We start from the raw sequence: 23,142 nt of genomic DNA, 5'->3' as shown, positions 1-23,142 counted from the left end.
CTTTGACGACTCATTAGCCACCGAAGCAACGTGCGCCTCTCCTCCATCAAATTGTCGGGATTTAAGTCTTTCGTCGATCCCACCAATTTCCAGGTGCCCGGCCAGCTGGTCGGCGTGGTCGGCCCGAACGGCTGCGGCAAGTCGAACATCATCGACGCCGTGCGCTGGGTGCTGGGCGAATCCAAGGCCTCCGAGCTGCGCGGCGAGTCGATGCAGGACGTGATCTTCAACGGCTCCACCTACCGCAAGCCTTCGGGCCGCGCCTCGGTCGAGCTGGTGTTCGACAACAGCGACGGCAAGGCCGCGGGGCAGTGGGGCCAGTATGCCGAGATCGCGGTCAAGCGCACCCTCACGCGCGACGGCACTTCCACCTATTACATCAACGGCCAGCCGGTACGCCGGCGCGACATCCAGGACATTTTCCTCGGCACCGGCCTCGGTCCGCGCGCCTACGCCATCATCGGCCAGGGCATGATTTCGCGCATCATCGAGTCGCGCCCGGAAGAGCTCCGGGTCTTCCTCGAAGAAGCGGCCGGCGTGTCCAAGTACAAGGAGCGCCGCCGCGAGACCGAAAACCGGCTGTCCGATACGCGCGAGAACCTGCTGCGGGTCGAGGACATCTTGCGCGAGCTGAACGCCAACCTGGAAAAGCTCGAAGCCCAGGCCGTGGTGGCCAACCGCTTCCACCAGCTGCAGGCGGACCAGGAAGAAAAGCAGAAGCTGCTCTGGCTGCTGCGCAAGAACGAAGCGAAGACCGAGCAGCTGCGCTATTTCCGCGAGATGGAAGAAGCCCAGACCGAGCTCGAAGCCCAGACCGCCAAGCTGCGCAGCGTGGAGCTCGACCTCGAGCACCTGCGCCAGTCGCATTTCGCCACCGGCGACCGCCTGCACACGGCCCAGGGCGCGCTGTACCAGACCAATTCCGAGATCGGCAGCCTGGAGGCGCAGATCAAGTTCGTGGTCGAGTCGCGCACCCGGCTGCAGAACCAGCTCGGCACGCTCACCGCGCAACGCGACCAATGGCTGGCGCAGCGCCAGGAATACCAGGAGCAGCTCGAGGAAGCCGAATTCACGCTGGAAGAACTCGGCGCGCGCGCCGAAGCGGCCCAGATGGCGGTGGAGGCGCACGGCGAGCGCGTGCCCGAACTCGAAACCGCGTGGCGCGAGAGCCAGGAGCGCTCCAACGAATCGCGCGCCCGCATCATGGGTGTACAGCAGCGCATCGAGCTGGCCAGCGCCCACCAGCGTAACGCATCAAGCATCCTGACCAACCTGGCTTCACGGCGCGAGCGCCTGCAGCAAGAGCGCAATACCCTGAACCTGCCCGACGGCGCCACCCTCGACAACCTGCGCCAGCAACTCGAGGAAAAGCAGATGGCGCTCGAAGAGCAGACCATGCTGCTGGACGAAGCCAGCGCGCGCCAGGAGGCGGTCGAGGCCGAACGCCGCGAGGCGCACGCCCAGGTCCAGCAGGAGTCGAGCGCCTCCGCCAAGCTGGACGCGCGCCTGGCAGCCTTGCGCCAGATGCAGGACCGCGTGCAAACCCAGGGCAAGGTCCAGCCCTGGCTGGAAAAGCACGAGCTGGCCGGCCTGCCGCGCCTGTGGCAAAAGCTCGACGTCGAAGAAGACTGGGAAACCGCACTCGAAGCCGTGCTGCGCGAGCGCGCCGGCGCCCTGGAAATGTCGAACCTGGACTGGGCCAACGGCTTCTTCGGCGATACCCCGCCGGCGCGCCTGGCCCTGTATTCGCCGGCGCCGACTGCGCCTGCCGCGGTCGACGACACCCCCGGCCTGAAACCTTTTGCGAGCCTGCTGCGCCTGAACGATCCGGGCGTGCGCGGCGTGCTCAATGACTGGCTGCACCACGTCTACGTGGCGCAGGACGCCGCCGAAGCGCTGTCCATGCGTGCGCGCCTGCCGCAGGGCGGCAGCTTCGTCACGCGCCAGGGCCACCTGGTCACGCAGTCGAGCGTGCGCTTTCACGCGCCGGACGCCGAGCAGGACGGCATGCTGGCGCGCCAGCACGACATCGAGAACACCGGCAAGCAGTTGCGGGCCCAGGCGCTGCTGGCGGACGAAGCGCGCAGCCGCGCCACGCGCGCCGACGCCGCCGTGAGCGAATTGACGCGCCGCTTGCAGGATGCGCGCCAGCGCTCCGGGATGCTGCAGCGCGAAGTGCATGCCCTGCAGATCGAGGTCCTCAAGCAAAGCGAGATCGAAGCGCGCTTCAACCAGAGGAGCGGCCAGATCGCAGCCGACCTGTCCGAGATCGCCGCGCAGGAAGCGGAGCAGCGCCAGGCCGCGGCCGAGGCCGAGCAGGAATTCGAGCAGCTCGATATGGAGCTGGCGGAGCTGCAGGGCGCCCACGAAGACGGCCAGACCGCCTTCATGGACAAGGAACAGGCCTTGGCCGACGCGCGCCAGAAGCTGCGCGACCTGGAACGCAGCGCCCAGGAGGCGCAATTCGCGGAGCGTGCGCAGCGCAGCAAGATCGAGGAGCTGCGCCGCAGCATCGCCACCGCCAGTGGCCAGGCCGAGCAGGTGGGCGCCAGCCTTGGCGCCGGCAAGCTCGAACTCGAAGCGCTGGAAGCGGGCACCGCCCATGAAGGCCTGCAGGAATTACTGGACCGCCGCACCACCCAGGAGCGCGCGCTGTCGGACGCCCGCCATGAACTCGATCAGATCACGCTCCAGCTGCGCCAGGCGGAAGAAGCGCGGATGGGCAACGAGCGAAGCCTGCAGCCGCAGCGCGACCGCATCACCGAGATGCAGCTCAAGGAACAGGCCGCGCGCCTGAACCAGGAGCAGTTTGCCGAAGCGCTGGCCTCCACCGGCGCGGACGAAGCGGTATTGGCGGAGAAGCTCAACCCGGAGCTCAAGCCCCAATACCTGCAAGGCGAGGTCACGCGCCTGACCAATGCCATCGCCGCGCTGGGGGCGGTCAACCTGGCGGCGGTGGACGAGCTGGCCCAGGCCACCGAACGCAAGCGCTATCTCGATTCGCAGAACAACGATTTGCAGGAAGCCATCAATACGCTGGAAGACGCGATCCACCGCATCGACCGCGAGACGCGCGACCTGCTGCAGGATACGTTTGACCGGGTCAACACCCACTTCTCGGAACTGTTCCCGATCCTGTTCGGGGGCGGCAACGCCAAGCTGGTGATGACCGGCGACGAGATCCTGGACTCCGGCGTGCAGGTGATGGCCCAGCCGCCGGGCAAGAAGAACGCGACCATCCACCTGCTCTCGGGCGGTGAAAAGGCGCTGACCGCCACCGCCCTGGTGTTTTCGATGTTCCGCCTGAACCCGGCGCCATTCTGCCTGTTGGATGAGGTTGACGCGCCACTGGACGACGCCAATACCGAGCGCTTCTGCCGCATGGTCAAGCGCATGTCCGAACATACCCAATTCCTCTTCATCTCGCATAACAAGATCGCGATGGAGATGGCCAACCAACTGATCGGTGTGACGATGCAGGAGCAGGGCGTATCGCGCATCGTGGCGGTGGACATGGAGTCCGCCGCGAACTTCGCTACTGAGGCACAAGCAGCATGACTGATTTCCAAATGAGCCTGATCGCAGCGGGCGGCGTCTTCGTCGTCGGCGTCATCTCTTACAACAAGTGGCAGGAGTACAAGGCCCGCAAGAGCGTCGAACGCGCTTTTGCCTCGGACCATGACGACGTCCTGATGCGCAGCGGCGACACCCCCGTCGAGCGCCAGGAGCCGGTGCTCGACCTCGGCGCGGAAACGCCGCTGGCGCCGCTCGACGTCGACCCCGAGCTGTCCGTCCCGGGCCGCGGCGCGCCGCCGGCCGACGGGCCTTCGGTCACACCTGCGCCGGCTGCCCCGGCCGCGAGCTATGCCGCCGCCTCGAACGCGCCGGTGGCGCCGCTGCCCGGCACCCTGCCGAACACCCCGCCGGCCGAACTGGCCGAAAGCCTGGTCGATCCGCTGATCGACTGCCTGATCCCCTTGAACTTCGAAGGCGCGGTCCGCGGCGACAAGATCCTGCCGGCCCTGCAAAAACTGCGCCGGGTCGGCAACAAGCCGATCCACTACATCGGCTTTGCCGTCAGCGGCGACTGGGAACCGATCGTCCATGGCGGCGTGTACACCAAGCTGCAGGCCGGCGTGCAGATGGCGACCCGCACCACGGCCCTGAACGAAATCGAGTATTCCGAACTGGTGACCCGCCTGCGCGCGGTGGCCGACGAGATCGGCGCCGAGCCGGAAGTGCCGGACATGATCGAAGTGATGAGCGAAGCACGCACGCTGCACCGCTTCGTCGCGGGCCACGACGCCCAGCTGGGCGTGAACCTGGCCGCCAACGGCGAAGCATGGCAGGTCACGACCCTGATCGGGGCGCTGGAAAAGCAGGGCTTCGACGTGCGCCCGGACGGCCGCTTCTCGATGCCTGATGGCCAGGGCGGCGTGCTGTTCACGCTGTCGACCAATGTCACCCTGGGCGCGGATGCGACCAGCCGCCTGACCCTGCTGCTGGACGTGCCTTGCGTGGCCCCGGCGCGCGACGGCTTCGGCGCGATGGTCAAGTGTGCCAAGGAGCTGGTGCTGCGCCTGGACGCCACCATCGTCGACGATTTCGAGCAGCCGCTGTCGGACGAAGCGCTGGACGAGATCAAGGGCCAGGTAGGGGAGTTCTACCAGGAGATGGAAGCGGCGGACATCCCGGCCGGGTCCACCCGCGCGCTGCGCCTGTTCGTATAAGCGAAAGGCCAGGCAACGATGAGCGTGACGAAGCAGGCCGGCCCGCCGGCGCGGATGGCGTGGCTGGTCGAGGAACTGAACCGCCACATCTACAACTACCACGTGCTCGATGCGCCGACCATCCCCGACGCCGAGTACGACCGCATGTTCCGGGAGCTGCAGGAGCTCGAGCTCGCGCACCCCGAGGCGGTCACCAGCGATTCGCCGACCTCGCGCGTGGGCGCCGCGCCCATCCCCGAATTCAGGCAGGTCACGCACTCGGTGCCGATGCTCTCGCTGAACAACGGCTTCGAAATTGACGACGTCGACAATTTCGACCGCCGCGTGCGCGAAGGCCTGGAAGCGAAGCAGGTGGCCTATAACGCCGAACTGAAATTCGACGGCCTGGCAATCAGCCTGCGCTACGAGAACGGCCTGTTCGTGCAGGCCGCCACCCGCGGCGACGGCTATACGGGCGAGGACGTGACCGCGAATATCCGCACCGTCCGGGTGATCCCGCTGCGCCTGCATGGCGACGATATCCCGGCCGTGCTGGAAGTGCGCGGCGAAGTCCTGATGTTCAAAGCCGATTTCGCCAGCCTGAATACGCGCCAGCGGGAGGCCGGGCAAAAGGAATTCGCCAACCCGCGCAATGCGGCGGCGGGCAGCCTGCGCCAGCTGGACGCGCGCATCACGGCCCAGCGTAAGCTGCGCTTTTTCGCGTATGGCATCGGGCTGCTCGAGGGCGCCGAGCTGCCCGAGACGCATTCCGGGGTGCTGGACTGGTTCGTGCGCCTGGGCCTGCCGGTGGCGAAAGAACGCGCCATCGTGCAGGGGCGAGACGGCCTGCTCGATTTCTATCGCTCCGTGGGCGAGCGCCGCAGCAGCCTGCCCTACGAGATCGACGGCGTGGTCTATAAAGTGGACCGGGTGGCCGACCAGGCGCAGCTCGGTTTCGTCTCGCGCGCGCCGCGCTTCGCGCTGGCCCACAAGTTCCCGGCCGAAGAAGCGCTGACCGAAGTCACGGCCATCGACGTCCAGGTGGGCCGCACCGGCGCCATCACGCCGGTGGCCCGCCTCGTGCCGGTATCGGTCGGCGGCGTGACCGTCACCAACGCGACCCTGCACAACGAAGACGAAGTCCTGCGCAAGGACGTGCGCGTGGGCGACACCGTGATCGTGCGCCGCGCGGGCGACGTCATTCCCGAGGTGCTGGCCGTGGTGCTGGAGCGCCGCCCGGCGCCCGAGCCTGCGCGCTATGTCTTGCCCAGGACCTGCCCGGTCTGCGGCTCGCACGTCGTGCGCGAAGAGGGCGAGGCGGTTGCCCGCTGCTCCGGCGGCTTGAGCTGCGCGGCCCAGCGCAAGGAAGCGATCCGCCACTTCGCGGGCCGGCGCATGATGGACATCGAAGGCCTGGGCGACCGCTATATCGACAGCCTGGTCGAATGCAGCCTGATTCATGGCGTGGCCGACCTGTACAAGCTCACGCTGGACGACCTGCTGAAGATGAAACGGCTCGCCGACGAGCGCGAAGGGACCACCCCGGAGACCGTCAAGAACGGGAAGGTGGCCACCAAGTGGGCCGACAACCTGCTGGAGGCCATCGCCGCCAGCAAGAACCCGCCGCTCGAGCGCCTGCTGTTCGCGCTCGGGATCCGCCACGTGGGTGAGTCGACCGCCAAGACCCTGGCCGACTGGCTGGGCCGCTTCGACCTGGTGCGCCAGGCGCCCGCCGCGCTGCTGCGCGTGCTGCCCGACATCGGCGGCACCGTCGCCGAGGCCATCGCCGAATTCTTCGCGGAAGAAAAAAACCAGCAGGCGATCAATGCGCTGCTGGCCGCCGGCGTATCGCCGCAGGGCGAGCATCCGCCCAGGCCGGCCTTGCGTGAGAAGCTGGAAGAAGTCAACCTGCTGGCGGCCCTCGGCATCCCGAAGCTCACCGAGCCGCGCGCGCGCCAGCTGCTCGCGGCGGGCCAGACGCTCGACTCGCTCAGCCACCTGAACGTGTTCAAGGTCTTCGGCCTGCCGGCCACGGTGGCTGATTCGCTGGAAGAATGGATGGCTCGGCCGGGCAACCGCGGGCGGCTTGCCGCGCTGGCGCAACTGCGCACCGGACTGCTGGCGCAACTGCCAGAAGAAGCCCCGCAAGTCGAGGGCCGCTTCTCCGGCAAGACTTTCGTCCTGACCGGCACCTTGCCGACCCTGAGCCGCGATGCGGCCGGCGCCATGATCGAAGCGGCCGGCGGGAAGGTGAGCGGATCGGTATCGAAGAAAACCTCGTACGTGGTCGCCGGCGCCGAGGCGGGCAGCAAACTCGCCAAGGCGGAAGAACTCGGCGTCACCGTGCTGGACGAAGCAGGCCTGCTGGCCTTGCTCGAAGCTTGATGAAACACGGAGGTGAACCCATGACCCTGATCCGCAAAGCCGTATTCCCCGTGGCTGGCCTCGGCAGCCGCTTCCTGCCCGCCACCAAGGCGCAGCCCAAGGAAATGCTGCCGATCGTCGACAAGCCGCTGATCCAGTACGCGGTGGAAGAAGCCGTGGCCGCCGGCATCACCGAGCTGGTCTTCATCACCGGCCGCAACAAGCGCGCCATCGAGGACCATTTCGACAAGGCCTACGAGCTCGAGGCCGAGCTGGAAGCGGCCGGCAAGCATGCGCTGCTGGAGGTCGTGCGCGGCGTGATCCCGAAGAACGTCACCTGCATTTATATTCGCCAGTCGGCGCCGCTGGGCCTGGGCCATGCGGTGCTGTGCGCGCGTCCCGTGATCGGCGACGAGCCCTTCGCCGTGCTGCTGGCGGACGACTTCATGGATACCCCGCTTGGGACCAGACCGGTGCTGGCGCAGATGACCGATCTGTATTCCTACGAGCGTTCCAGCATCCTTGCGGTGCAGGACGTCGCGCGCGAACACACGCGCCAGTATGGCATCGTCAAGGCCGACAGCTACCGACCGGGCCTCGAAGTCGTGTCGGAAATCGTCGAGAAGCCGGCGCCCGAGCTTGCACCCTCGACCCTGGCCGTGGTCGGCCGCTATGTGCTGTCGGGCTCCATCTTCAGCTACCTCGAACACCTGGGCACCGGCGCCGGCGGCGAAATCCAGCTCACCGACGGCATCGCCGCGCTGATGCAGGCCGAGCGCGTGCTGGCCTACCGTTACGAAGGCCAGCGCTACGATTGCGGCTCCAAGCTCGGCTACCTGCAGGCCACCGCCGCGATGGGGCTGAAGCACCCGGAAACCGGCGCGGGCTTCCGCGCCAGCCTTGCCGCATTGCTGGAACAAGGAAAGCTGCCATGACCGTACGCGAGATCCTGCGCATGGGCGACCCGCGCCTGCTGCGCGTGGCCGAGAAGGTCACCGAGTTCGATACGCCCGGACTGCATGCCCTGATCGCCGACATGTTCGAGACCATGCATGCGGCCAACGGCGCCGGCCTGGCCGCGCCCCAGATCGGCGTCAACCTGCAACTGGTGATCTACGGGTTCGCCCAGAACGGCCGCTACCCGGACGCGCCGCCGGTGCCGGAGACCGTGCTGATCAATCCGGTGCTCACGCCGGTGTCAAGCGAGATGGAAGAGGGCTTCGAAGGCTGCTTGTCGGTGCCGGGCCTGCGCGGCAGCGTTCCGCGCTACACCAGGCTGAATTACGAAGGCGTCGACCAGTACGGCAGGCCGATCGTGCGCGACGCCGAGGGCTTCCATGCGCGCGTGGTGCAGCACGAGGTCGACCACCTGCTCGGCATCCTCTACCCGATGCGCATCCGCGATTTTTCCAGATTCGGCTTCACCGAGGTGATGTTCCCGGGGCTCGTTTCGAAGGCGGACGATTGATGCGCGCATCCTTGATCGCAGCGGCGCTGCTCCTGGCTGCGCCTGGCGCGCATGCCGGCGACTGGTTCACGAAAATCGACCCGGCGCCGAGAAGCGAGTTCTGGCTCGACTCCGGTTTCGCCACGGCCCACTTCGACAGCGACAAGCACCTGAACGGGGCCAACAAGGGCCTCGCGTTTGAATACCGTTTCAGCGGCACCATGGCCGCAACCGCTGGGCGCTTTCATAACAGCGACCGGCAATGGTCGAATTACGCGGGCGTGATCTGGCAGCCGTATGCGTTGGGGCCGGTGCGGGCCGGACTGGCGCTGGCGGCTTTCGACGGCTACCCGAACATGCGCCGCGGCGGCTGGTTTCCGGCGGCGATACCGACGCTGACCTACGAGTACCGGCGGGTGGGGGTGAATGTGGGGATTATTCCGACCTACCGCGATCGCTTGTATGGCGGGGTGTCGGTGCAGCTGAAATTGAAGGTCTTTGAATAGCCGCGCGTTCAAATCATGCCAGCGTGTCTGCGGGCTGGGTTTGGACGCGCGGGCGGGAGACCCGCCCACCCTACGAATTACGACTCCTTCGGGTAAGGGCTTTTGCCCCCTTCCGTAATGAACACATCGATCCGCTGCTGCAGCACCGGCAGCGGCACCGATCCCAGCTGCAGCACCGTATCGTGGAAGTTCCGGATATCGAACTTCGCCCCCAGCGCCTTCTCCGCCCGCGCCCGCGCTTCCTGGATCGCCATCTGACCGAGGTAATACGACAGCGCCTGCCCCGGCCACGAGATATAGCGGTCCACTTCCGTCTCGACTTCGTGCTTCGACAGCGCGGTGTTTTCCATCAGATAGCTTTGCGCCTGCTCGCGGGTCCAGCCCTTGGCGTGGATGCCGGTATCGACCACCAGCCGTGACGCGCGCCAGGCCTGGTAGCTGAGCATGCCGAACTCCTCGTACGGCGTTTCGTAGATGCCCATCTCGGTGCCGAGGCGCTCGGCGTACAGCGCCCAGCCTTCGCCGAAGGCCGAGATGTAGGCGCGGCGGAAGTTGGGTATGCCTTTCTGTTCCTGCGCCACCGGCATCTGGAAGGCGTGGCCCGGCGCCGATTCGTGCAGGGTCAGGGCCGGCAGGCTGTAGAGCGCGCGCGCCGGCAGGTTGTAGGTGTTGACCCAATAGCTGCCCGGGCCGCCGCGGCCGGCCGTGTAGAACGGGGCCTGGTCATCGGGCACCGGCAGGATCGCGAAGCGGCGGCGCGGCAGGTAGCCGAAATACTGGTCGGCCTTGGCGTCGAATTTCTTGGCGGTCCAGGCAGCGCGCATCAGCAGTTCCTGCGGAGTCTTGGCATAGAACTGCGGGTCGGTGCGCAGGAATTGCAGGAAGGCCGGCAGGTCGCCCTCGAACTTCACCTTCTTCATGATCCCGTGCATTTCGGCGCGGATCTTCGCCATCTCGGCCAGGCCGATGCTGTGGATCTGGTCCGCACTGAGATTGGTGGTGGTGAACTCGACGATCTTCGACTGGTAATAGGCCTGGCCCCCCGGCATGCTGGTGGCCGCGAGCGTGGTGCGCGCCTTCGGCACGTATTCGTCGCGGAAGAAGGCCAGCACGCTGCGGTAGGCCGGCTGCACCGCATCGCGGATTAGCGCGGCGGCCTGCGCCCGCAAGGCCTCCTGCTCGTCCGCCGGCACCGATGCCGGGAAGGTCTTGAAGGGCGTGAAGAACACCGTCTCCTGCGGCGTCTTCGCATCGATGATCGAGCTCAGTGCGACCTCGCGCCCGCTGAGCGTGACCCGTGGCGGCGTGAAGCCGCGCGCCAGCCCGGCGCGCATGTTGTCCGTCTCCTGCGCGAAATAGCCGGGCAGGGCGGCCAGCTGCTTGAGGTAGTTGCGGTAATCCTCGAGCGTCTTGAACGGACGGCGCGCGCCGAAGGTGACGTCGGTCCAGAAGGCGCTGTCGGCATTGACCGGCTGCTCGTATTCGCGGAAGCGCTGGGCGTCGAGCAGGGAGGCAACCTGGGCGCGGTAGACGGCGAAATTGACCCGCTCGCCGGGGGACAGGTCGGCGGGGCGGATCGCGTCGAGTTCCTTCAGGATGCCTTCCCAGTAGCGCCGGCGCGCGTCCTGCGCAGGTGCATCGACCCGCGCCATCGAGGCGCTCACGCCGCGGTCGTCATCGGCTCGGGCGAGCCGTTCCGTGACGCGCCATTTCCACTCTTTCGTGTAGATTATCTTGAAACGCGTATCCGCGCTCGTGGCTGCTTCCGCAGGAGAAATGGCAAGGCTCAGCAGTACACAAGCTGTCGGCAGTACGGCGCCCAATTCTTTAATCATGGTTTCCCCGCGTTTCAATGAGCAACATTGCTCGGCGATACCTATCTTAGCGGGGATGTCGCAAATTGGCACGAATGAACATGTTTCCGGATTGTTGTTGGCAGAAAAGACAATTTGCTTTGTCGGCAAGGTATAATCCGCGATGGACCGGCCTGCCTTGGCGGCCACCCGTGCCCCCGGCCGGGGGCCGAGCGACACGCAGCGGCAATCACCATCCGTATTCATTGTTCCTTGACGACGACATGACCACCAGCAAGGGCGCGCTTGACCTGACCCCGGGGAGCGACGAATTATTGCAGCCCTGGCGGCGCATCGCGCTGCAGCTTTGTCCGCTGATCGGCGAGAGCGGGTTTTGCGCCCTGTTCGGGCGCGCCGTCCACATGGTCGGTCCCGATCACGCCTGGCTGGCCCCGCCACAGCCTTGCCGGTCTCCCGAGCAGCTCTTCGACCTGCTGGCCGAACGCCTCGCTGCGGTCGAGTCGGGACGGGCCGCCGCCGCCAACGGCAGCTTGCTGCAGACCTTCACCCAACTACTCGCAACGCTCATCGGAGAGGCGCTGACCCAGCGCCTGCTCGCGTCAGCGACAGGCAGTGCTGACGAGCCGACGAATGTACAGGAGCAGAAATAAATGACCGATAAAGTGACCTTGGGGAAATTGGCAACGGGCGTACCGGGGCTGGATGTTCTCCTGGGCGGCGGCTTGAACGAGTTTTCGTTCAACGTTATCAGCGGAGCTCCGGGCTGCGGCAAGACGACGATGGCCCACCAGATCATGTTCGCGCTGGCCGGCCCAAGCCGGCGCGCGCTGTTCTTCACGGTGCTGGGCGAGCCTCCGCTGAAGATGCTGCGCTACCAGCAGCAGTATTCCTACTTCGACATGGACAAGGTCGGCACCTCGATCCGCTACGTCAACCTCACCGCCGACCTGCGCGCGGGCGACTTCAGCGGCGTGCTCGAACGCATCACCAAGGAAGTCGAGGACTTCGCCCCGAGCCTGGTGTTCGTCGATTCCTTCCGTTCCGTGATCCAGACCGGCCGCCCAGGCAGCGAGGGCGCCAGCGACCTGCAGTATTTCGTGCAGGAGCTCGGCACGCGCATGACGAGCTGGATGGCGACCACCTTCCTGATCGGCGAATACCAGCAGAACGAGGTCGAGGCCAATCCGATCATGACGGTGGCCGACGGCATGCTGGCCATGAGCCAGCAGCAAGAAGGCGACGCTGTGGTGCGCAAGATCCGCGTGGTCAAGATGCGCGGCCAGGCCCACATGGGCGGCTCGCACACCTTCCGCATCACCTCGGACGGCTTGCGCATCTATCCACGCCTGCTGCCGCCGCTGGCGGCCGACCTGCACGAAGGCGCGCCGGTCGATACCGATCCGAAGCGGATCGCGACCGGCACCCCGGGCCTGGACGACCTGCTGCACGGCGGCCTGCCGCAAGGCCATTCGATACTGGCCGTCGGGCCGACCGGTTGCGGCAAGACCATCATGGGCACGCGCTTCCTCCAGGCCGGCGTCGCCAGTGGCGAGGCCGGTGTCGTGCTGTCCTTCGAAAAGGGCACGGCGCGCCTGCGCAATGCCGAAATGGCCGCGATGATCCGTGCGGGCCAGGTGACGGTGGTCGAGAGCCGCCATCTCGACCTGACGATGGAAGAACTCGAAGACGAGCTGCTGTCGGCCATCGACCGCACCGGCGCGCGTCGCGTCGTGATCGATTCGCTGTCCGAAGTGCCGCTCTACCTGGCGCCGGAATGCATCCGCAACCTGCGCGAAGGGGTGTTCCGCATGCTGAGCAGCCTGGCCAGGCGCGGCGTAACCGTGCTGCTCACCATCGGCCTGGACGAGCGTACGCGCAACATGAATTTTGCGCGCGGCGACATGTCCTATATCACGGACGCCATCGTGGCGATGCGTTATGCCGAGGCGGATGGCCAGGTGCGCCGCTACATGGCGGTGGTCAAGGTACGCGGCAGCAGCCATAGTCCCGACCTGCGCGAATACCGCATTACCAACGAGGGCATCGACATCGATCCGATCGCCGCCCCCGTCAACGGGATCCTGTTCGGACGCGCCGACCACGCGAATTCGGGCGAATGAGCTCACGTCATGGGAACGTACGATGAATCGACTGCCGGCTCTGAACAACGTTTCCTGATGGACGACGAACCTACGCTTGGCGGCCTGCTGTGCGAGCAGGACCTGCACCACCGCATCGCGGTGCTCGAGGCCGAACTCTCGCATGCCCGCATCCTGGTGCGCGAACGCGACCGACTCGAAGGCCAGATCGCGCAGCTGCGCGAGGCCAACGAGAACCTGGTGATGGCCACCGTCAGCGCGCAGTCGCTGCGCGAGCTGGCCGAAGCCACCAACCGCCGCCAGACCGAATTCCTCGCCATGCTGGCGCACGAGCTGCGCAACCCGCTCGCGCCGCTCTCCATGTCGGCCAGCCTGCTGCAGAGCATCGGCGCCTCCGGCTCGACGAGCCAGCTGGGCCACGTGGCCGGCGTGGTGCGGCGCCAGGTCGACCACATGGCGCGCCTGCTCGACGACCTGCTCGACGCCGCCCGCATCAGCAGCGGCAAGATCACGCTGGCGGTGCGCCCGCTGGCGCTTTCCGCCGCGCTCGACCAGGCCGTCGAAACGGTCGCGCCGCGCATCCGCGAACGCGGCCAGCAGCTCGAGGTCGAGTTGCCCGAGCTGCCGCTGGCCATCGAAGGCGACCCGGTGCGCCTGACCCAGGTGTTTGCCAACCTGCTCGGCAACGCCTCGAAATACACCGGCAACGGCGGGCGCATCGTGCTGCGCGCCTGGCGCGCCGGGGACGAGGTCGTGGTCGAAGTGGGCGACAACGGCACCGGCATCTCGGCCGAGATGCTGCCGCAAATCTTCGACCTGTTCATCCAGGGCCCGCGCTCGCTGGCGCGCTCCGAAGGCGGCCTTGGCATCGGCCTGAACGTGGTGCGCAACCTGGTCAGCATGCATGGCGGAACAGTAGCCGCCGCCAGCCGCGGCGAGGGGCAGGGCAGCACCTTCACGGTGCGCCTGCCGCTGTCCTGCGCCGACGCCCCCGCACTCGATGTGCCGGCGGGCCCCAGCGCAGCCGAAGACGCCTGCCGCATCCTGCTCATCGAAGACAACGTGGACGCCTGCGACACCCTGCGCGCGCTGCTCGAGCTGGCCGGCCACGAGGTGATGGTCGCCTATGACGGCCATGCCGGACTGGCTGCCGCACAGGCGCGGCCCTACGATATCGTGATCTGCGACATCGGCTTGCCGGGCATCGATGGGCTGGAAGTGATGGAGCAGCTGCGCAGCACCCGGCAGGGCGACCAGCCCTTCGCCATCGCGCTGTCGGGCTACGGCCAGTGCGAAGACCGCGACCGCGCGATCGAAGCGGGCTTCAACCGCTACCTGGTCAAGCCCGCGGCGCCGGATGCCCTGCTCGAACTGGTGGCCGAGGCGCGCGAAGTGCGCGAAGCCCGGCAGGGCGCCTGAGCCATCCCTGTTACTTGAGTACGCGCGCCATGCGCGCTACCGCTTCCTCGATGCGCTCGAGCCGCGTCGCGTACGAGAACCGTACGTGGCGGCTCGGCGCCGCAAACCCGAAATCGTCGCCCGGCACGATCGCCACATGGGCCTCGCGCAGCAGCGACCAGGCGAACGCCGTGCTGTCGTCCTTGTGCGCATGTTGTAGCCCACTGATGTCCGCATACACGTAGAAGGCCCCGTCCGGCATCACCGGCACCTGGAAGCCGAGCTCGCGCAGGGCCGGCACCAGGTAATCGCGGCGGCGCTGGAATTCGCGCCGGCGTTCCTCATAAATGCCCAGCGCCTCCGGAGTGAAGCAGGCCAGGGCTGCCTGCTGGGCCACGGTCGGGGCGCAGATGAACAGGTTCTGCGCCAGCTTTTCAAACGTGGGCACCAGCGCGTCCGGCACCACCAGCCAGCCCAGGCGCCAGCCGGTCATGCTGAAGTATTTCGAGAAGCTGTTGACGGTGATGACCTCGCTGTCGAGCGCCAGCGCACTGACGGGCTGGTGGTCGTAGGTCAGGCCCTGGTAGATCTCGTCGATGATGGCAAAACCCCCGCGGCGGCGCACCGCGGCGAGCATGTCGCGCAGCTGGCCAGGAGTCATCGAGGTGCCGGTCGGGTTCGAGGGCGAAGCGACCAGCACGCCGCGGCTGCGCGCGCTCCAGTGGGCGTCGACGTGGGCGGCGCTGAGCTGGTAGCGGTCCTCGCTGGACGCGGGAATCAAGACCGGCTTGCCGCCGAAGCTGGACACGAAATGGCGGTTGCAGGGATAGCAGGGGTCGGGCATCAGCACTTCGTCGCCCTCGGCCACCAGCGCCGCGCAGGCCAGCAGCAGCCCTGCCGAGGCCCCGGCCGTGACGACGATGCGGCGCGGATCGATGTCCAGGCCATGCACGGCGGCGTAGTGCTTGGCAATCGCCTCGCGCAGCTCGCGCAGGCCGAGCGAGTCGGTGTACTGGGTGATGCCGCCGCGGATGGCGTCGATCGCGGCCTGCGCCACGATCTCGGGCGCGGTGAAGTCGGGCTCGCCGACACTCATGCTGATGACGTCGATGCTGCTGCGCTTCATCTCATTGGCCGCCTTGACCATTTCCATGACGCGGAAGGGTTCGATGGCGTGGACGCGCTGGGCTACCTGGAGGGCGTGGGGGGTGAGCATGCCGGTATCCGTAAAATCTGATCCGCCATCTTACCGTAGGGTGGGCGGCTTCGCCGCCCGCGCGTTCAACCATCCTGTGAAAAATCGCGTCGCTTCTTCTCGACCGGATTTGAACGCGCGGGCGTTTGTAATTCCGGGCATTGCCCGAAATTACCCCGCCCACCCTACGTGTTACTGGTGCGCGTGGTGCGTCGCCGTCAACCTGCGCATCAGCGGCAGCGCCGCCAGCGCAATCAGCGTGCACACGATCGCCGCGATGCCCAGCTTGTTGAACAGGTTCGTGTACACCGGCAGCGTCTGCAGCGGGTCGACCATGTCGCGCGGGACGCTGGCGATGTTCGCCACCACGCCGCCCAGGTATTGCGAGATGCCGACGCCGACATAGTAGGCGCCCATCATGAAGCCGCCCATGCGCGCCGGCACGTAGCGCGCGATCATCGCCAGTCCCAGGCCGCTCACCAGCAGCTCGCCCAGCGAATACAGCCCGTAGCCGGCGATCATGATCCAGGACGAGGTCAGGCCGTTCGTTGCGAACTGGCCGGCCACGCCATAGGTGAAGAAGCCGGCCGCCACCACCGCGAAACCGAGTGCGAACTTGGCGGCGATCGACAAGTCCTTGCCGCTGCTGCCGGCGCGGGTGTAGATCAGGGCCAGCACGGGGCTCAGGACCATGATCCAGATGGCGTTGAGCGCCTGGAACTGCGCCGGCGACCAGGTCCACAGGTGGCTGCCCAGTACCGTGAACTCCAGGTCGACGTTACGCAGAGCGAACAGCGACAGCGAGGTCGACATCTGCTGGTAGAAGATGAAGAAGAACACGGTCTGCAGGGTGAGCACCAGCGCGGCGATCAGGCCGGCGCGCTCGCTCGGTGCGCTGCTGCGGATCAGGTGGAAGAAAATTCCCAGCACCACGATGCCGGCAATGTAGACGAAGGCGCGCGCCAGGTCCTGGTATTCGAGGATGACGGCCGATGCCGCCACCGCCACCACGCCACCGGCCAGCACGGCCAGCAGCTTGGCTTTGTCGAGCGGGCGGGCGTCCGGCGGCGAGCCGATATGCTTGACGCTCTTGCGCAGCACGCCAACAGTCAGCAGGCCGATGGTCAGGCCGACGCTGCACACGGCGAAGGCCACGTGCCAGCCAAGGTTGCCGCCGTAGGTGGCGTTGACGTAGTCCTTGATCCAGGGCGTGGCCAGCATCGAGAAGGTCGAGCCGACGTTCACGGCCATGTAGTACAGGGTGAAGGCGCTGTCCATCCTGGAGTCGTCGCCTTCATAGATCTTGCGAACCAGGTTGGCGGTGTTCGGCTTGAACAGGCCGTTGCCGACCACGATCACGCCCAGCGCCGAGAAGGTCATCCAGGTATTGGTGGTCGGTACCGCCATCAGGCAATAGCCGAGGGTGAGGATCAAGCCGCCCAGGACCATGCAGCGGCGGGTGCCCAGCACCTGGTCGCCGATCCAGCCGCCGATGGCCGGCGCCACGTAGATCAGGGCCGCCGCCGCGCCCCATACCAGGTTGGCGCGGCTGTCCTCGAAGCCGAGGCGCTGCACCATGAAATACACGATCAGCGCCTGCATGCCGTAGTAGCCGAAACGCTCCCACAGTTCGATCAGCGCCACGGTCATGAATGAGCGCGTTTGGCTCACTCCCTGGCCAGCCGCCAGCGGAATGTCGTTCTTCATTGGTCTCCCTTGGATTATTTTTCTCTGCCGGTGTCCCGGCGACCGCGCGATGCTACGCGAGCCGCATGGAAGAAGCAATCTTGACAGTGGCCGGCGGGTGCCAGGTGCTTATGTAATTTTGTTACACGGCCCCTGTTTCGTGCGCCGGAATTCTGGCATGCTTCTGGCTAGCCTCTTTCGACAACTCTCGACCACCGGATTCCATGACCACTGCACCGTTCGTCCGCCTGGCCCTGTGCCTGCTCGCCAGCCCGCTCGCCCTTGCCCAGAACGCCGACCGGCGGCTCGAGCAGGTGTCGCACAAGAACAATACGCTGGAACTGGTCACCAACGACGGCCGCTACCTGATCAAGCCGTATTCGGCCAACGTGGTCGAAACCACCTTTATTCCGAATGGCGAGCGCCTCGATCCGTCCTCGCATGCGGTGGTACTGGCGCCGGTCAACGTGCGTCCGGTCTTCAAGGTCGACGACAGGCGCGTCGAATTTGCTACCGCCGGCATCACGGTGGTGGTCGACCGCAATCCGTTCAGGATCAGCTACCTGTACAAGGGCAAGCCGCTGGTGGCCGAGAAGGGCGGCTACAGCCGCGGCGACAAGTTCGAAACCATCGAATTCGCGCTGGATGAAAACGAAGCGCTGTACGGCGCCGGCGCGCGCGCAGTGGGCATGAACCGCCGCGGCAACCGCTTCCAGCTGTACAACCGCGCCGACTACGGCTACGGCGCGACCTCGAAGCTGCTGAACTTCACGATTCCCGTCGCGCTGTCCTCGAAAAAATACGCGATCCACTTCGACAACCCGCAGACCGGCTTCCTCGACTTCGACAGCCGCAAGGACGGCAGCCTGCGCTATGAGGTGATCGGCGGGCGCAAGACCTATCAGGTGGTCGCGGGCGACACCTGGGATGGCGTGATGGCGAACTACACCGCCCTGACCGGACGCCAGCCGCTGCCGCCGCGCTGGGCCTTCGGTAACTTCGCCAGCCGTTTCGGCTACAAGACCGAAGCCCAGACCCGCGCCGTGGTCGACAAATTCATCGACGAGAAGATTCCACTGGATGCCATCGTGCTCGACCTGTTCTGGTTCGGGAAGACCGTCAAGGACACGATGGGCAACCTGGCCTGGGACCGCGACAGCTTCCCGACCGCCGAGAAGATGATGGCGGACTTCAAGAAGAAGGGCGTGAAGACCATCGTCATCACCGAGCCCTTCATCCTGACCACGTCGAAGCGCTGGGAGGAGGCGGCCGCGCGCAAGGCGCTGGCGACAGGTGCGGACGGCCAGCCGGCCAGATACGATTTCTATTTCGGGAACACCGGCATCGTCGACCTGTACCGCCCGGAAGGACGCGACTGGTTCTGGGACATCTACAAGGGCCTGAAAGACGGCGGCGTGGCCGGCTGGTGGGGCGACCTGGGCGAACCGGAAGTGCATCCATCCTGGGTGCGCCATGGCGCCAACGCCGAGAAGGGCGCCGATGAAGTGCACAACATCTATGGCCACGACTGGGCGCGCCTGATCTTCGACGGCTACAAGAAGAACTTCCCGGACGAGCGCCCCTTCATCCTGATGCGCGCGGGCTATTCCGGCTCGCAGCGCTTCGGCATGATCCCGTGGTCGGGCGACGTCAACCGCGGCTGGGGCGGCCTGCAATCGCAGATGGAGATCTCGCTGCAGATGGGCATGCAGGGCCTGGCCTACATGCACTCGGACCTGGGCGGCTTCGCCAATGCGGTGCTGGACGACGAGTTGTACGTGCGCTGGCTGCAGTACGGCGTGTTCCAGCCGGTGTTCCGCCCGCATGCGCAAGACGACGTGGCGCCCGAGCCGGTGTTCCGCTCCGAGCGTACCAAGGTGCTGGCCCGCGAAGCGGTCTGGCTGCGCTATGCCATGCTGCCGTATAACTACACGCTCGCCTTCGACAACAACCAGACCGGCACGCCCTTGATGCGTCCCGTGATGTTCGAGGAAGACGACGCGGCCACGCTGTCGTCCACCTACCTGTGGGGCCGCGACTTCCTGGTCTCGCCGGTGACTGAACCTGGCGCGACGCGCCAGGAAGTGCGCTTCCCGGTCAAGGACAGCGTCTGGTTCGATTTCCACACGGGCCAAAAGCACCTCGGCGGCATCCTGGAAGTGGTCAAGCCGGTGGAGGCGCACATCCCCGTGTTCGTGCGCGCCGGCGCCTTCATCCCGATGGCCAAGGTCGTGCAGAGCACGCGCGACTATTCGACGCGCAGTATCGACCTGCACTACTACCACGACGCGTCGGTCACCGCCAGCACCGGCAAAATGTACGACGACGACGGCGAGACCGCCGACGCCTTCGAGAAGGGCAAGTACGAGATCGTGCGCTTCGCGAGCAGGTTCGCATCCGGCACGCTGGAAATTCAGCTGCAGACCGAGACCGGCAAGGCCTCGGTGCCGCAGGAACGCGGCTTCTCGCTGAAGGTGCACAACGTGGGCGTCAAGCCGCGCGCCGTGACGGTCGATGGGCGGGCCGTGAAATTCGTCTGGAACGGCAAGCACCAGCTGCTCGAAGTGCCGGTTGCGGCGCGCAAGCAGCTATCTGGCAAGGTCAGCATCACGCTGTAGGACCAGGTTCGTTAGCTTGAAAACCGTCGTTCTCGCCTTCGTGGGTACGACGGATCAGGGGCGCGGGCTGAAGGATGCGTCTCAGCGTGCCACGATCAGGCGCAGTCCCAGCCCCACGAAAATCGCCCCCGCCACCCGATCCAGCCACATGCCCGCCCGCGGCGTGCGATTGAGCCACTGCCCGATCGATCCCGAAAAATAGCCCAGCAGCCCGAACAGCACCGCCGCCTGCAACGTGAAGCTCAGGCCCAGCCACGCGATCTGCCAGTTCGCATCCCCGCGCGAGGCCACCACGAACTGCGGCAGGAAGGACAGGAAGAACAGCACCACCTTCGGGTTGATGGCATTGGCCAGCAGCCCCTTGAAGAACAGCTGGCGCGCCGATTCGTCCGGGACGCCGGCCGCGACTTGCGCGCCGCCGCGGCTGCGCAGGGCCTGGATGCCGATCCAGATCAGGTACAGGCCGCCCGCGACCTTGAGCGCGGTGAAGGCCGTGGGCGAGGCCGCGATGAGGGCACTCACGCCCACCACGGCCAGCAGCGTGTGGTTCAGGCAGCCCAGCGCGCAGCCCAGGCCGAAGGCCATGCCGCGCGCGCGGCCCTTGGCGATGCCCACGCCCAGCACCATCATGTTATCCGGGCCGGGCGAGAGCGTGATCAGGATCGCTGCGGTAAGGAAGCCAAGGAATTGTTCGGGCGTGAGCATGGGTCGAAGCAGCTTATGTAGGGACCCGCATGGTACCGCACCGCGCTCTGGTAGTGGAACTTCCGGTCAGCGCTTGCCCTTCGGCTGCACGACGGCATCGAGGTCCAGTTCGACCCAGGTCGGCGCATGGTCGCTCGGCTTTTCCTTCGCGCGCTGGAAGCGGTCCACGCCCGCGGCGCGCAGGGCCGGCGCCAGGGAAGGGCTGAGCAGCAGGTGGTCGATGCGCAGGCCGGCGTCGCGCCCGAAGGCGTTGCGGAAGTAATCCCAGAAGGTATAGATGGTCTCATCCGGATGCATGCTGCGCAGCGAATCAAGCCAGCCCTGCGACATCAGGCGCTCGAAGGCGGCGCGCGTCTCCGGGCGGAACAGGGCGTCGGTGACCCAGCGCTCCGGCTTGTAGACGTCGCGGTCGGTCGGAATCACGTTGAAGTCGCCGCACATCACCACCGGCACTTTTGCTTCCAGCAGTTCCTCGCCGCGCGCGATCAGGCGCTCCATCCAGGCCAGCTTGTAGTCGAATTTCGGGCCCGGCGCCGGGTTCCCGTTCGGCAGGTAGAGCCCGCACACCAGCACGCCCTGGTAGGCCGCCTCGATGTAGCGGCTTTGTTCGTCCAGCGGGTCGCCCGGCAGGCCGCGCTGCAGTTCCTGCGCCGGGCCTTCGCGGGTCAGGATGGCCACGCCGTTCCAGCTTTTCTGGCCATGCCAGATCGCGTGGTAGCCGGCATCGAGGATGGCCTGCTCGGGGAATTTCTCCTGTGGGGCCTTGAGCTCCTGCAGGCAGAGCACGTCGGGTTGGCGCTCTTCGAGGTATTCCAGCAGGGCGCCGATGCGGGCGCCGATGCCATTGACGTTGTATGTGACGACCAGCATTGTGTCTCCGCGTTCAATCCATGAGCTTGTTATGACTTTATCATGGGACGGCTGGCGCACGGTGGGCCGGGGCCGGTCCTTATAGTCGAGACGGCATTTTCTTATGGCAAATTGATCGTTCGTGCAAGGCGAGGCTTGCCATATACTCGTTCGATTGCTATTTCGCCGTATGGAGAATCCCATGTTCACTCGCCGTCATCTGTTGCTGGGCGCCGTCGCCCTGTCCGCCAACCTGCTTGCAAGCGCGGCCCATGCCGACCAGCTCGCGGACATCAGGAAGAAGGGCGAGATCGTGTTCGGCGTGTTGGGCACGGATGAGCCAAACAGCTTCATCGAGCCGAAGTCGCGCCAGCTGGTCGGTTACGAGATCGACCTGGCCACCGCGGTGGCCAGGAAGATCGGCGTGAAGCCGGTGTTCAGGCAGATGTCGGTATCGAGCCGCATCCCGGAACTGCAGCAGGGCCACGTCGACGTGCTGGCCGCCACGCTCACCCACAACAAGGAACGCGAGTCGCAGGTGGACTTCGCGCTGACCCATTTCGTCACCGGCTCGAAGGTGATGGTGCGCGCCGGCAGCGGCGTCACCGCGCTGCCCCAGCTGGCCGGCAAGAAGGTGGTGACGGTCCGCGGCGGCACCCAGGAAACCAATATCCGCAAGGCCGTGCCGAGTGCCGAGGTGGTGACCTTCGAAAACACCCAGCAGGCCTTCCAGGCACTGCGCCAGGGCAAGGGTGTCGCCTACGTGAACGACGAATCCTCGCTGCTGGCCGACTACGGCAAGCTGGGGCCGGCCGCCAAGGGCTTCACGATCCTGCCGACCAGCATCGGGACCGAGTCGATTGCGATGGGCCTGCGCAAGGGCGAGAAGAGCCTGAAGGCGGTCGTCGACGGGACCCTGCGCGAACTGGAAGCGAGCGGCGCGGCCGAACAGCTGTTCAATAAATGGTATGGCCCGGGCACCCGTGCCAACATCGCCAAGCGCCAGTTCAAGATCACCACCGACAAGATCTGACCTGTAGATTCGGACCACCGGTTTGCCGTTCTTCGATCCCGCCATCATCCAGTCCGGCCAGTATCACGACTGGCTGGTGCAGGGCCTCGTCCTCTCGCTCCAGCTGACCGCCGCCAGCTTCGCGTTCGCGCTGCCGTTCGGCGCGCTGGTGGCCCTGATGCGCACCGCCCCCTATGCGCTGCTGCGCGTGCCGGGTGCCGCCATCGTCGAAGGCATCCGCAACGTGCCGCTGCTGGCGCACCTGCTGTTCTGGTATTTCGCCTTTCCCGAACTGCTGCCGGACGCCGCGCGCGAATTCCTGTACGCGCACAACCCGGAAGCGGTGTGCGCGGTCATCGCGTTGTCGCTCTACAGCGGCGTGCACATGGCCGAGGACATCCGCAGCGGTATCCGCGCCGTGCCGCCCGGCCAGCTGGAGGCGGCCAGGTCGCTCGGCCTCGGACGCCTGGCCACGGTGCGCCTGGTGCTGCTGCCCCAGGCCCTGCGCGCCGCCACGCCGCCGCTGCTGTCCCAGACCGTCAACCTGTGGAAGGACACCAGCGTGGCCACCGTCATCGGCGCGGCCGAGATGATGTACCAGGCCGCGCGCGTGGAAACCGCAAGCTTTCGCAGCGTCGAAGCGTTTACCTTTGCCACACTGGCCTACCTCACGGTGTCGCTCCTGATTTCCTTCGCCGCGCATTTGTTCCAGCGGCGCTATCCGGTGCGTCCGGCATGAG

General features: G+C 66.3%; 18 protein-coding genes. 13 read left to right on the top strand and 5 right to left on the bottom strand.

Annotated elements, in window-relative coordinates; all coding sequences use genetic code 11:
- Positions 1-30: 30 nt before the first annotated feature.
- Genes smc through AC56LR_RS16205 form a run of 6 tightly spaced genes read left to right on the top strand, consistent with a single transcriptional unit; the run spans position 31 to position 9,026 of the window.
- Positions 31-3,558, top strand: a complete 3,528-nt coding sequence (gene smc, locus AC56LR_RS16230; protein ID WP_497131857.1) for a chromosome segregation protein SMC — start codon at positions 31-33, stop codon at positions 3,556-3,558.
- A complete protein-coding gene (locus AC56LR_RS16225) occupies positions 3,555-4,730 on the top strand; it encodes a cell division protein ZipA C-terminal FtsZ-binding domain-containing protein (protein ID WP_497131856.1) in 1,176 nt (391 codons plus the stop codon). The genes smc and AC56LR_RS16225 overlap by 4 nt, the downstream gene beginning before the upstream one ends.
- 18 nt (positions 4,731-4,748) lie before the next feature.
- Positions 4,749-7,094, top strand: coding sequence for an NAD-dependent DNA ligase LigA (ligA, locus tag AC56LR_RS16220; RefSeq protein WP_497131855.1), 2,346 nt, complete (start codon positions 4,749-4,751; stop codon positions 7,092-7,094).
- Between the two features lie 20 nt (positions 7,095-7,114).
- The gene (galU, locus tag AC56LR_RS16215) at positions 7,115-8,008 is read left to right on the top strand and encodes a UTP--glucose-1-phosphate uridylyltransferase GalU (RefSeq protein WP_497131854.1); all 894 of its coding nucleotides are present in this window, start codon (positions 7,115-7,117) and stop codon (positions 8,006-8,008) included.
- Positions 8,005-8,541 carry a peptide deformylase gene (gene def, locus AC56LR_RS16210; protein WP_497131853.1) on the top strand — a complete coding sequence of 179 codons (537 nt, stop codon included), beginning with the start codon at positions 8,005-8,007 and terminating at the stop codon, positions 8,539-8,541. Before galU ends, def begins: the two co-directional genes overlap by 4 nt.
- The gene (locus AC56LR_RS16205; RefSeq protein ID WP_497131852.1) at positions 8,541-9,026 is read left to right on the top strand and encodes a hypothetical protein; all 486 of its coding nucleotides are present in this window, start codon (positions 8,541-8,543) and stop codon (positions 9,024-9,026) included. The genes def and AC56LR_RS16205 overlap by 1 nt, the downstream gene beginning before the upstream one ends.
- A gap of 77 nt (positions 9,027-9,103) precedes the next feature.
- Here AC56LR_RS16205 and AC56LR_RS16200 read toward each other — a convergent pair whose 3' ends face one another.
- Complete coding sequence (locus tag AC56LR_RS16200; RefSeq protein ID WP_497131851.1) at positions 9,104-10,690, bottom strand: DUF885 domain-containing protein; 1,587 nt, start codon at positions 10,688-10,690, stop codon at positions 9,104-9,106.
- A 70-nt stretch (positions 10,691-10,760) separates the two neighbouring features.
- Between AC56LR_RS16200 and AC56LR_RS16195 the strand changes: the two genes are divergently transcribed.
- The 4 genes from AC56LR_RS16195 (at position 10,761) to AC56LR_RS16180 (ending at position 14,358) form a co-directional block, all read left to right on the top strand.
- Complete coding sequence (locus AC56LR_RS16195) at positions 10,761-10,997, top strand: hypothetical protein (RefSeq protein WP_497131850.1); 237 nt, start codon at positions 10,761-10,763, stop codon at positions 10,995-10,997.
- 106 nt (positions 10,998-11,103) lie between these two features.
- Positions 11,104-11,490, top strand: coding sequence for a hypothetical protein (locus AC56LR_RS16190; RefSeq protein ID WP_497131849.1), 387 nt, complete (start codon positions 11,104-11,106; stop codon positions 11,488-11,490).
- On the top strand, positions 11,491-12,960 hold the full coding sequence (locus AC56LR_RS16185; protein ID WP_497131848.1) for an ATPase domain-containing protein: 1,470 nt from the start codon (positions 11,491-11,493) through the stop codon (positions 12,958-12,960).
- A gap of 57 nt (positions 12,961-13,017) precedes the next feature.
- Positions 13,018-14,358 (top strand): hybrid sensor histidine kinase/response regulator, encoded by a 1,341-nt coding sequence (locus tag AC56LR_RS16180; RefSeq protein WP_497131847.1) that lies wholly within the window; start codon positions 13,018-13,020, stop codon positions 14,356-14,358.
- Positions 14,359-14,368: 10 nt separating this feature from the next.
- Here the strand turns inward: AC56LR_RS16180 and AC56LR_RS16175 are convergent, their stop codons facing one another.
- Positions 14,369-15,553: a pyridoxal phosphate-dependent aminotransferase gene (locus tag AC56LR_RS16175; protein ID WP_497131846.1), complete on the bottom strand. Its 1,185-nt coding sequence runs from the start codon at positions 15,551-15,553 to the stop codon at positions 14,369-14,371.
- Positions 15,554-15,724: 171 nt separating this feature from the next.
- Positions 15,725-17,239, bottom strand: coding sequence for a peptide MFS transporter (locus tag AC56LR_RS16170; protein WP_497131845.1), 1,515 nt, complete (start codon positions 17,237-17,239; stop codon positions 15,725-15,727).
- A gap of 203 nt (positions 17,240-17,442) precedes the next feature.
- Between AC56LR_RS16170 and AC56LR_RS16165 the strand changes: the two genes are divergently transcribed.
- On the top strand, positions 17,443-19,836 hold the full coding sequence (locus AC56LR_RS16165) for a glycoside hydrolase family 31 protein (protein ID WP_497131844.1): 2,394 nt from the start codon (positions 17,443-17,445) through the stop codon (positions 19,834-19,836).
- Positions 19,837-19,917: 81 nt separating this feature from the next.
- On the opposite strand, the gene AC56LR_RS16160 is transcribed toward AC56LR_RS16165, so the two are convergent.
- Both AC56LR_RS16160 and xth read right to left on the bottom strand, forming a co-directional pair.
- Complete coding sequence (locus tag AC56LR_RS16160) at positions 19,918-20,541, bottom strand: LysE family translocator (RefSeq protein ID WP_497131843.1); 624 nt, start codon at positions 20,539-20,541, stop codon at positions 19,918-19,920.
- 66 nt (positions 20,542-20,607) lie between these two features.
- Positions 20,608-21,411 carry an exodeoxyribonuclease III gene (gene xth / locus AC56LR_RS16155; RefSeq protein ID WP_497131842.1) on the bottom strand — a complete coding sequence of 268 codons (804 nt, stop codon included), beginning with the start codon at positions 21,409-21,411 and terminating at the stop codon, positions 20,608-20,610.
- A 181-nt stretch (positions 21,412-21,592) separates the two neighbouring features.
- Between xth and AC56LR_RS16150 the strand changes: the two genes are divergently transcribed.
- Positions 21,593-22,423 (top strand): ABC transporter substrate-binding protein, encoded by an 831-nt coding sequence (locus AC56LR_RS16150; protein WP_497131841.1) that lies wholly within the window; start codon positions 21,593-21,595, stop codon positions 22,421-22,423.
- A gap of 22 nt (positions 22,424-22,445) precedes the next feature.
- Positions 22,446-23,141, top strand: a complete 696-nt coding sequence (locus AC56LR_RS16145; protein WP_497131840.1) for an amino acid ABC transporter permease — start codon at positions 22,446-22,448, stop codon at positions 23,139-23,141.
- Position 23,142 lies beyond the last annotated feature (1 nt).

This window comes from Telluria sp. ZT3P39 (genome assembly GCF_059685935.1).
Note: the sequence above shows the minus strand (reverse complement) of the source record. Positions and strands in the feature narration are given on the sequence as shown.

Excerpts from the sequence above, each read along its gene's own strand:
- AC56LR_RS16185 (WP_497131848.1), top strand. The coding sequence starts at position 11,491 with ATGACCGATAAAGTGACCTTGGGGAAATTGGCAACGGGCGTACCGGGG.
- AC56LR_RS16175 (WP_497131846.1), bottom strand. The coding sequence starts at position 15,553 with ATGCTCACCCCCCACGCCCTCCAGGTAGCCCAGCGCGTCCACGCCATC.
- AC56LR_RS16160 (WP_497131843.1), bottom strand. The coding sequence starts at position 20,541 with ATGCTCACGCCCGAACAATTCCTTGGCTTCCTTACCGCAGCGATCCTG.
- ligA (WP_497131855.1), top strand. The coding sequence starts at position 4,749 with ATGAGCGTGACGAAGCAGGCCGGCCCGCCGGCGCGGATGGCGTGGCTG.
- AC56LR_RS16205 (WP_497131852.1), top strand. The coding sequence starts at position 8,541 with ATGCGCGCATCCTTGATCGCAGCGGCGCTGCTCCTGGCTGCGCCTGGC.
- AC56LR_RS16170 (WP_497131845.1), bottom strand. The coding sequence starts at position 17,239 with ATGAAGAACGACATTCCGCTGGCGGCTGGCCAGGGAGTGAGCCAAACG.
- AC56LR_RS16150 (WP_497131841.1), top strand. The coding sequence starts at position 21,593 with ATGTTCACTCGCCGTCATCTGTTGCTGGGCGCCGTCGCCCTGTCCGCC.
- def (WP_497131853.1), top strand. The coding sequence starts at position 8,005 with ATGACCGTACGCGAGATCCTGCGCATGGGCGACCCGCGCCTGCTGCGC.
- AC56LR_RS16180 (WP_497131847.1), top strand. The coding sequence starts at position 13,018 with ATGGACGACGAACCTACGCTTGGCGGCCTGCTGTGCGAGCAGGACCTG.
- AC56LR_RS16225 (WP_497131856.1), top strand. The coding sequence starts at position 3,555 with ATGACTGATTTCCAAATGAGCCTGATCGCAGCGGGCGGCGTCTTCGTC.
- AC56LR_RS16165 (WP_497131844.1), top strand. The coding sequence starts at position 17,443 with ATGACCACTGCACCGTTCGTCCGCCTGGCCCTGTGCCTGCTCGCCAGC.
- AC56LR_RS16190 (WP_497131849.1), top strand. The coding sequence starts at position 11,104 with ATGACCACCAGCAAGGGCGCGCTTGACCTGACCCCGGGGAGCGACGAA.
- galU (WP_497131854.1), top strand. The coding sequence starts at position 7,115 with ATGACCCTGATCCGCAAAGCCGTATTCCCCGTGGCTGGCCTCGGCAGC.
- xth (WP_497131842.1), bottom strand. The coding sequence starts at position 21,411 with ATGCTGGTCGTCACATACAACGTCAATGGCATCGGCGCCCGCATCGGC.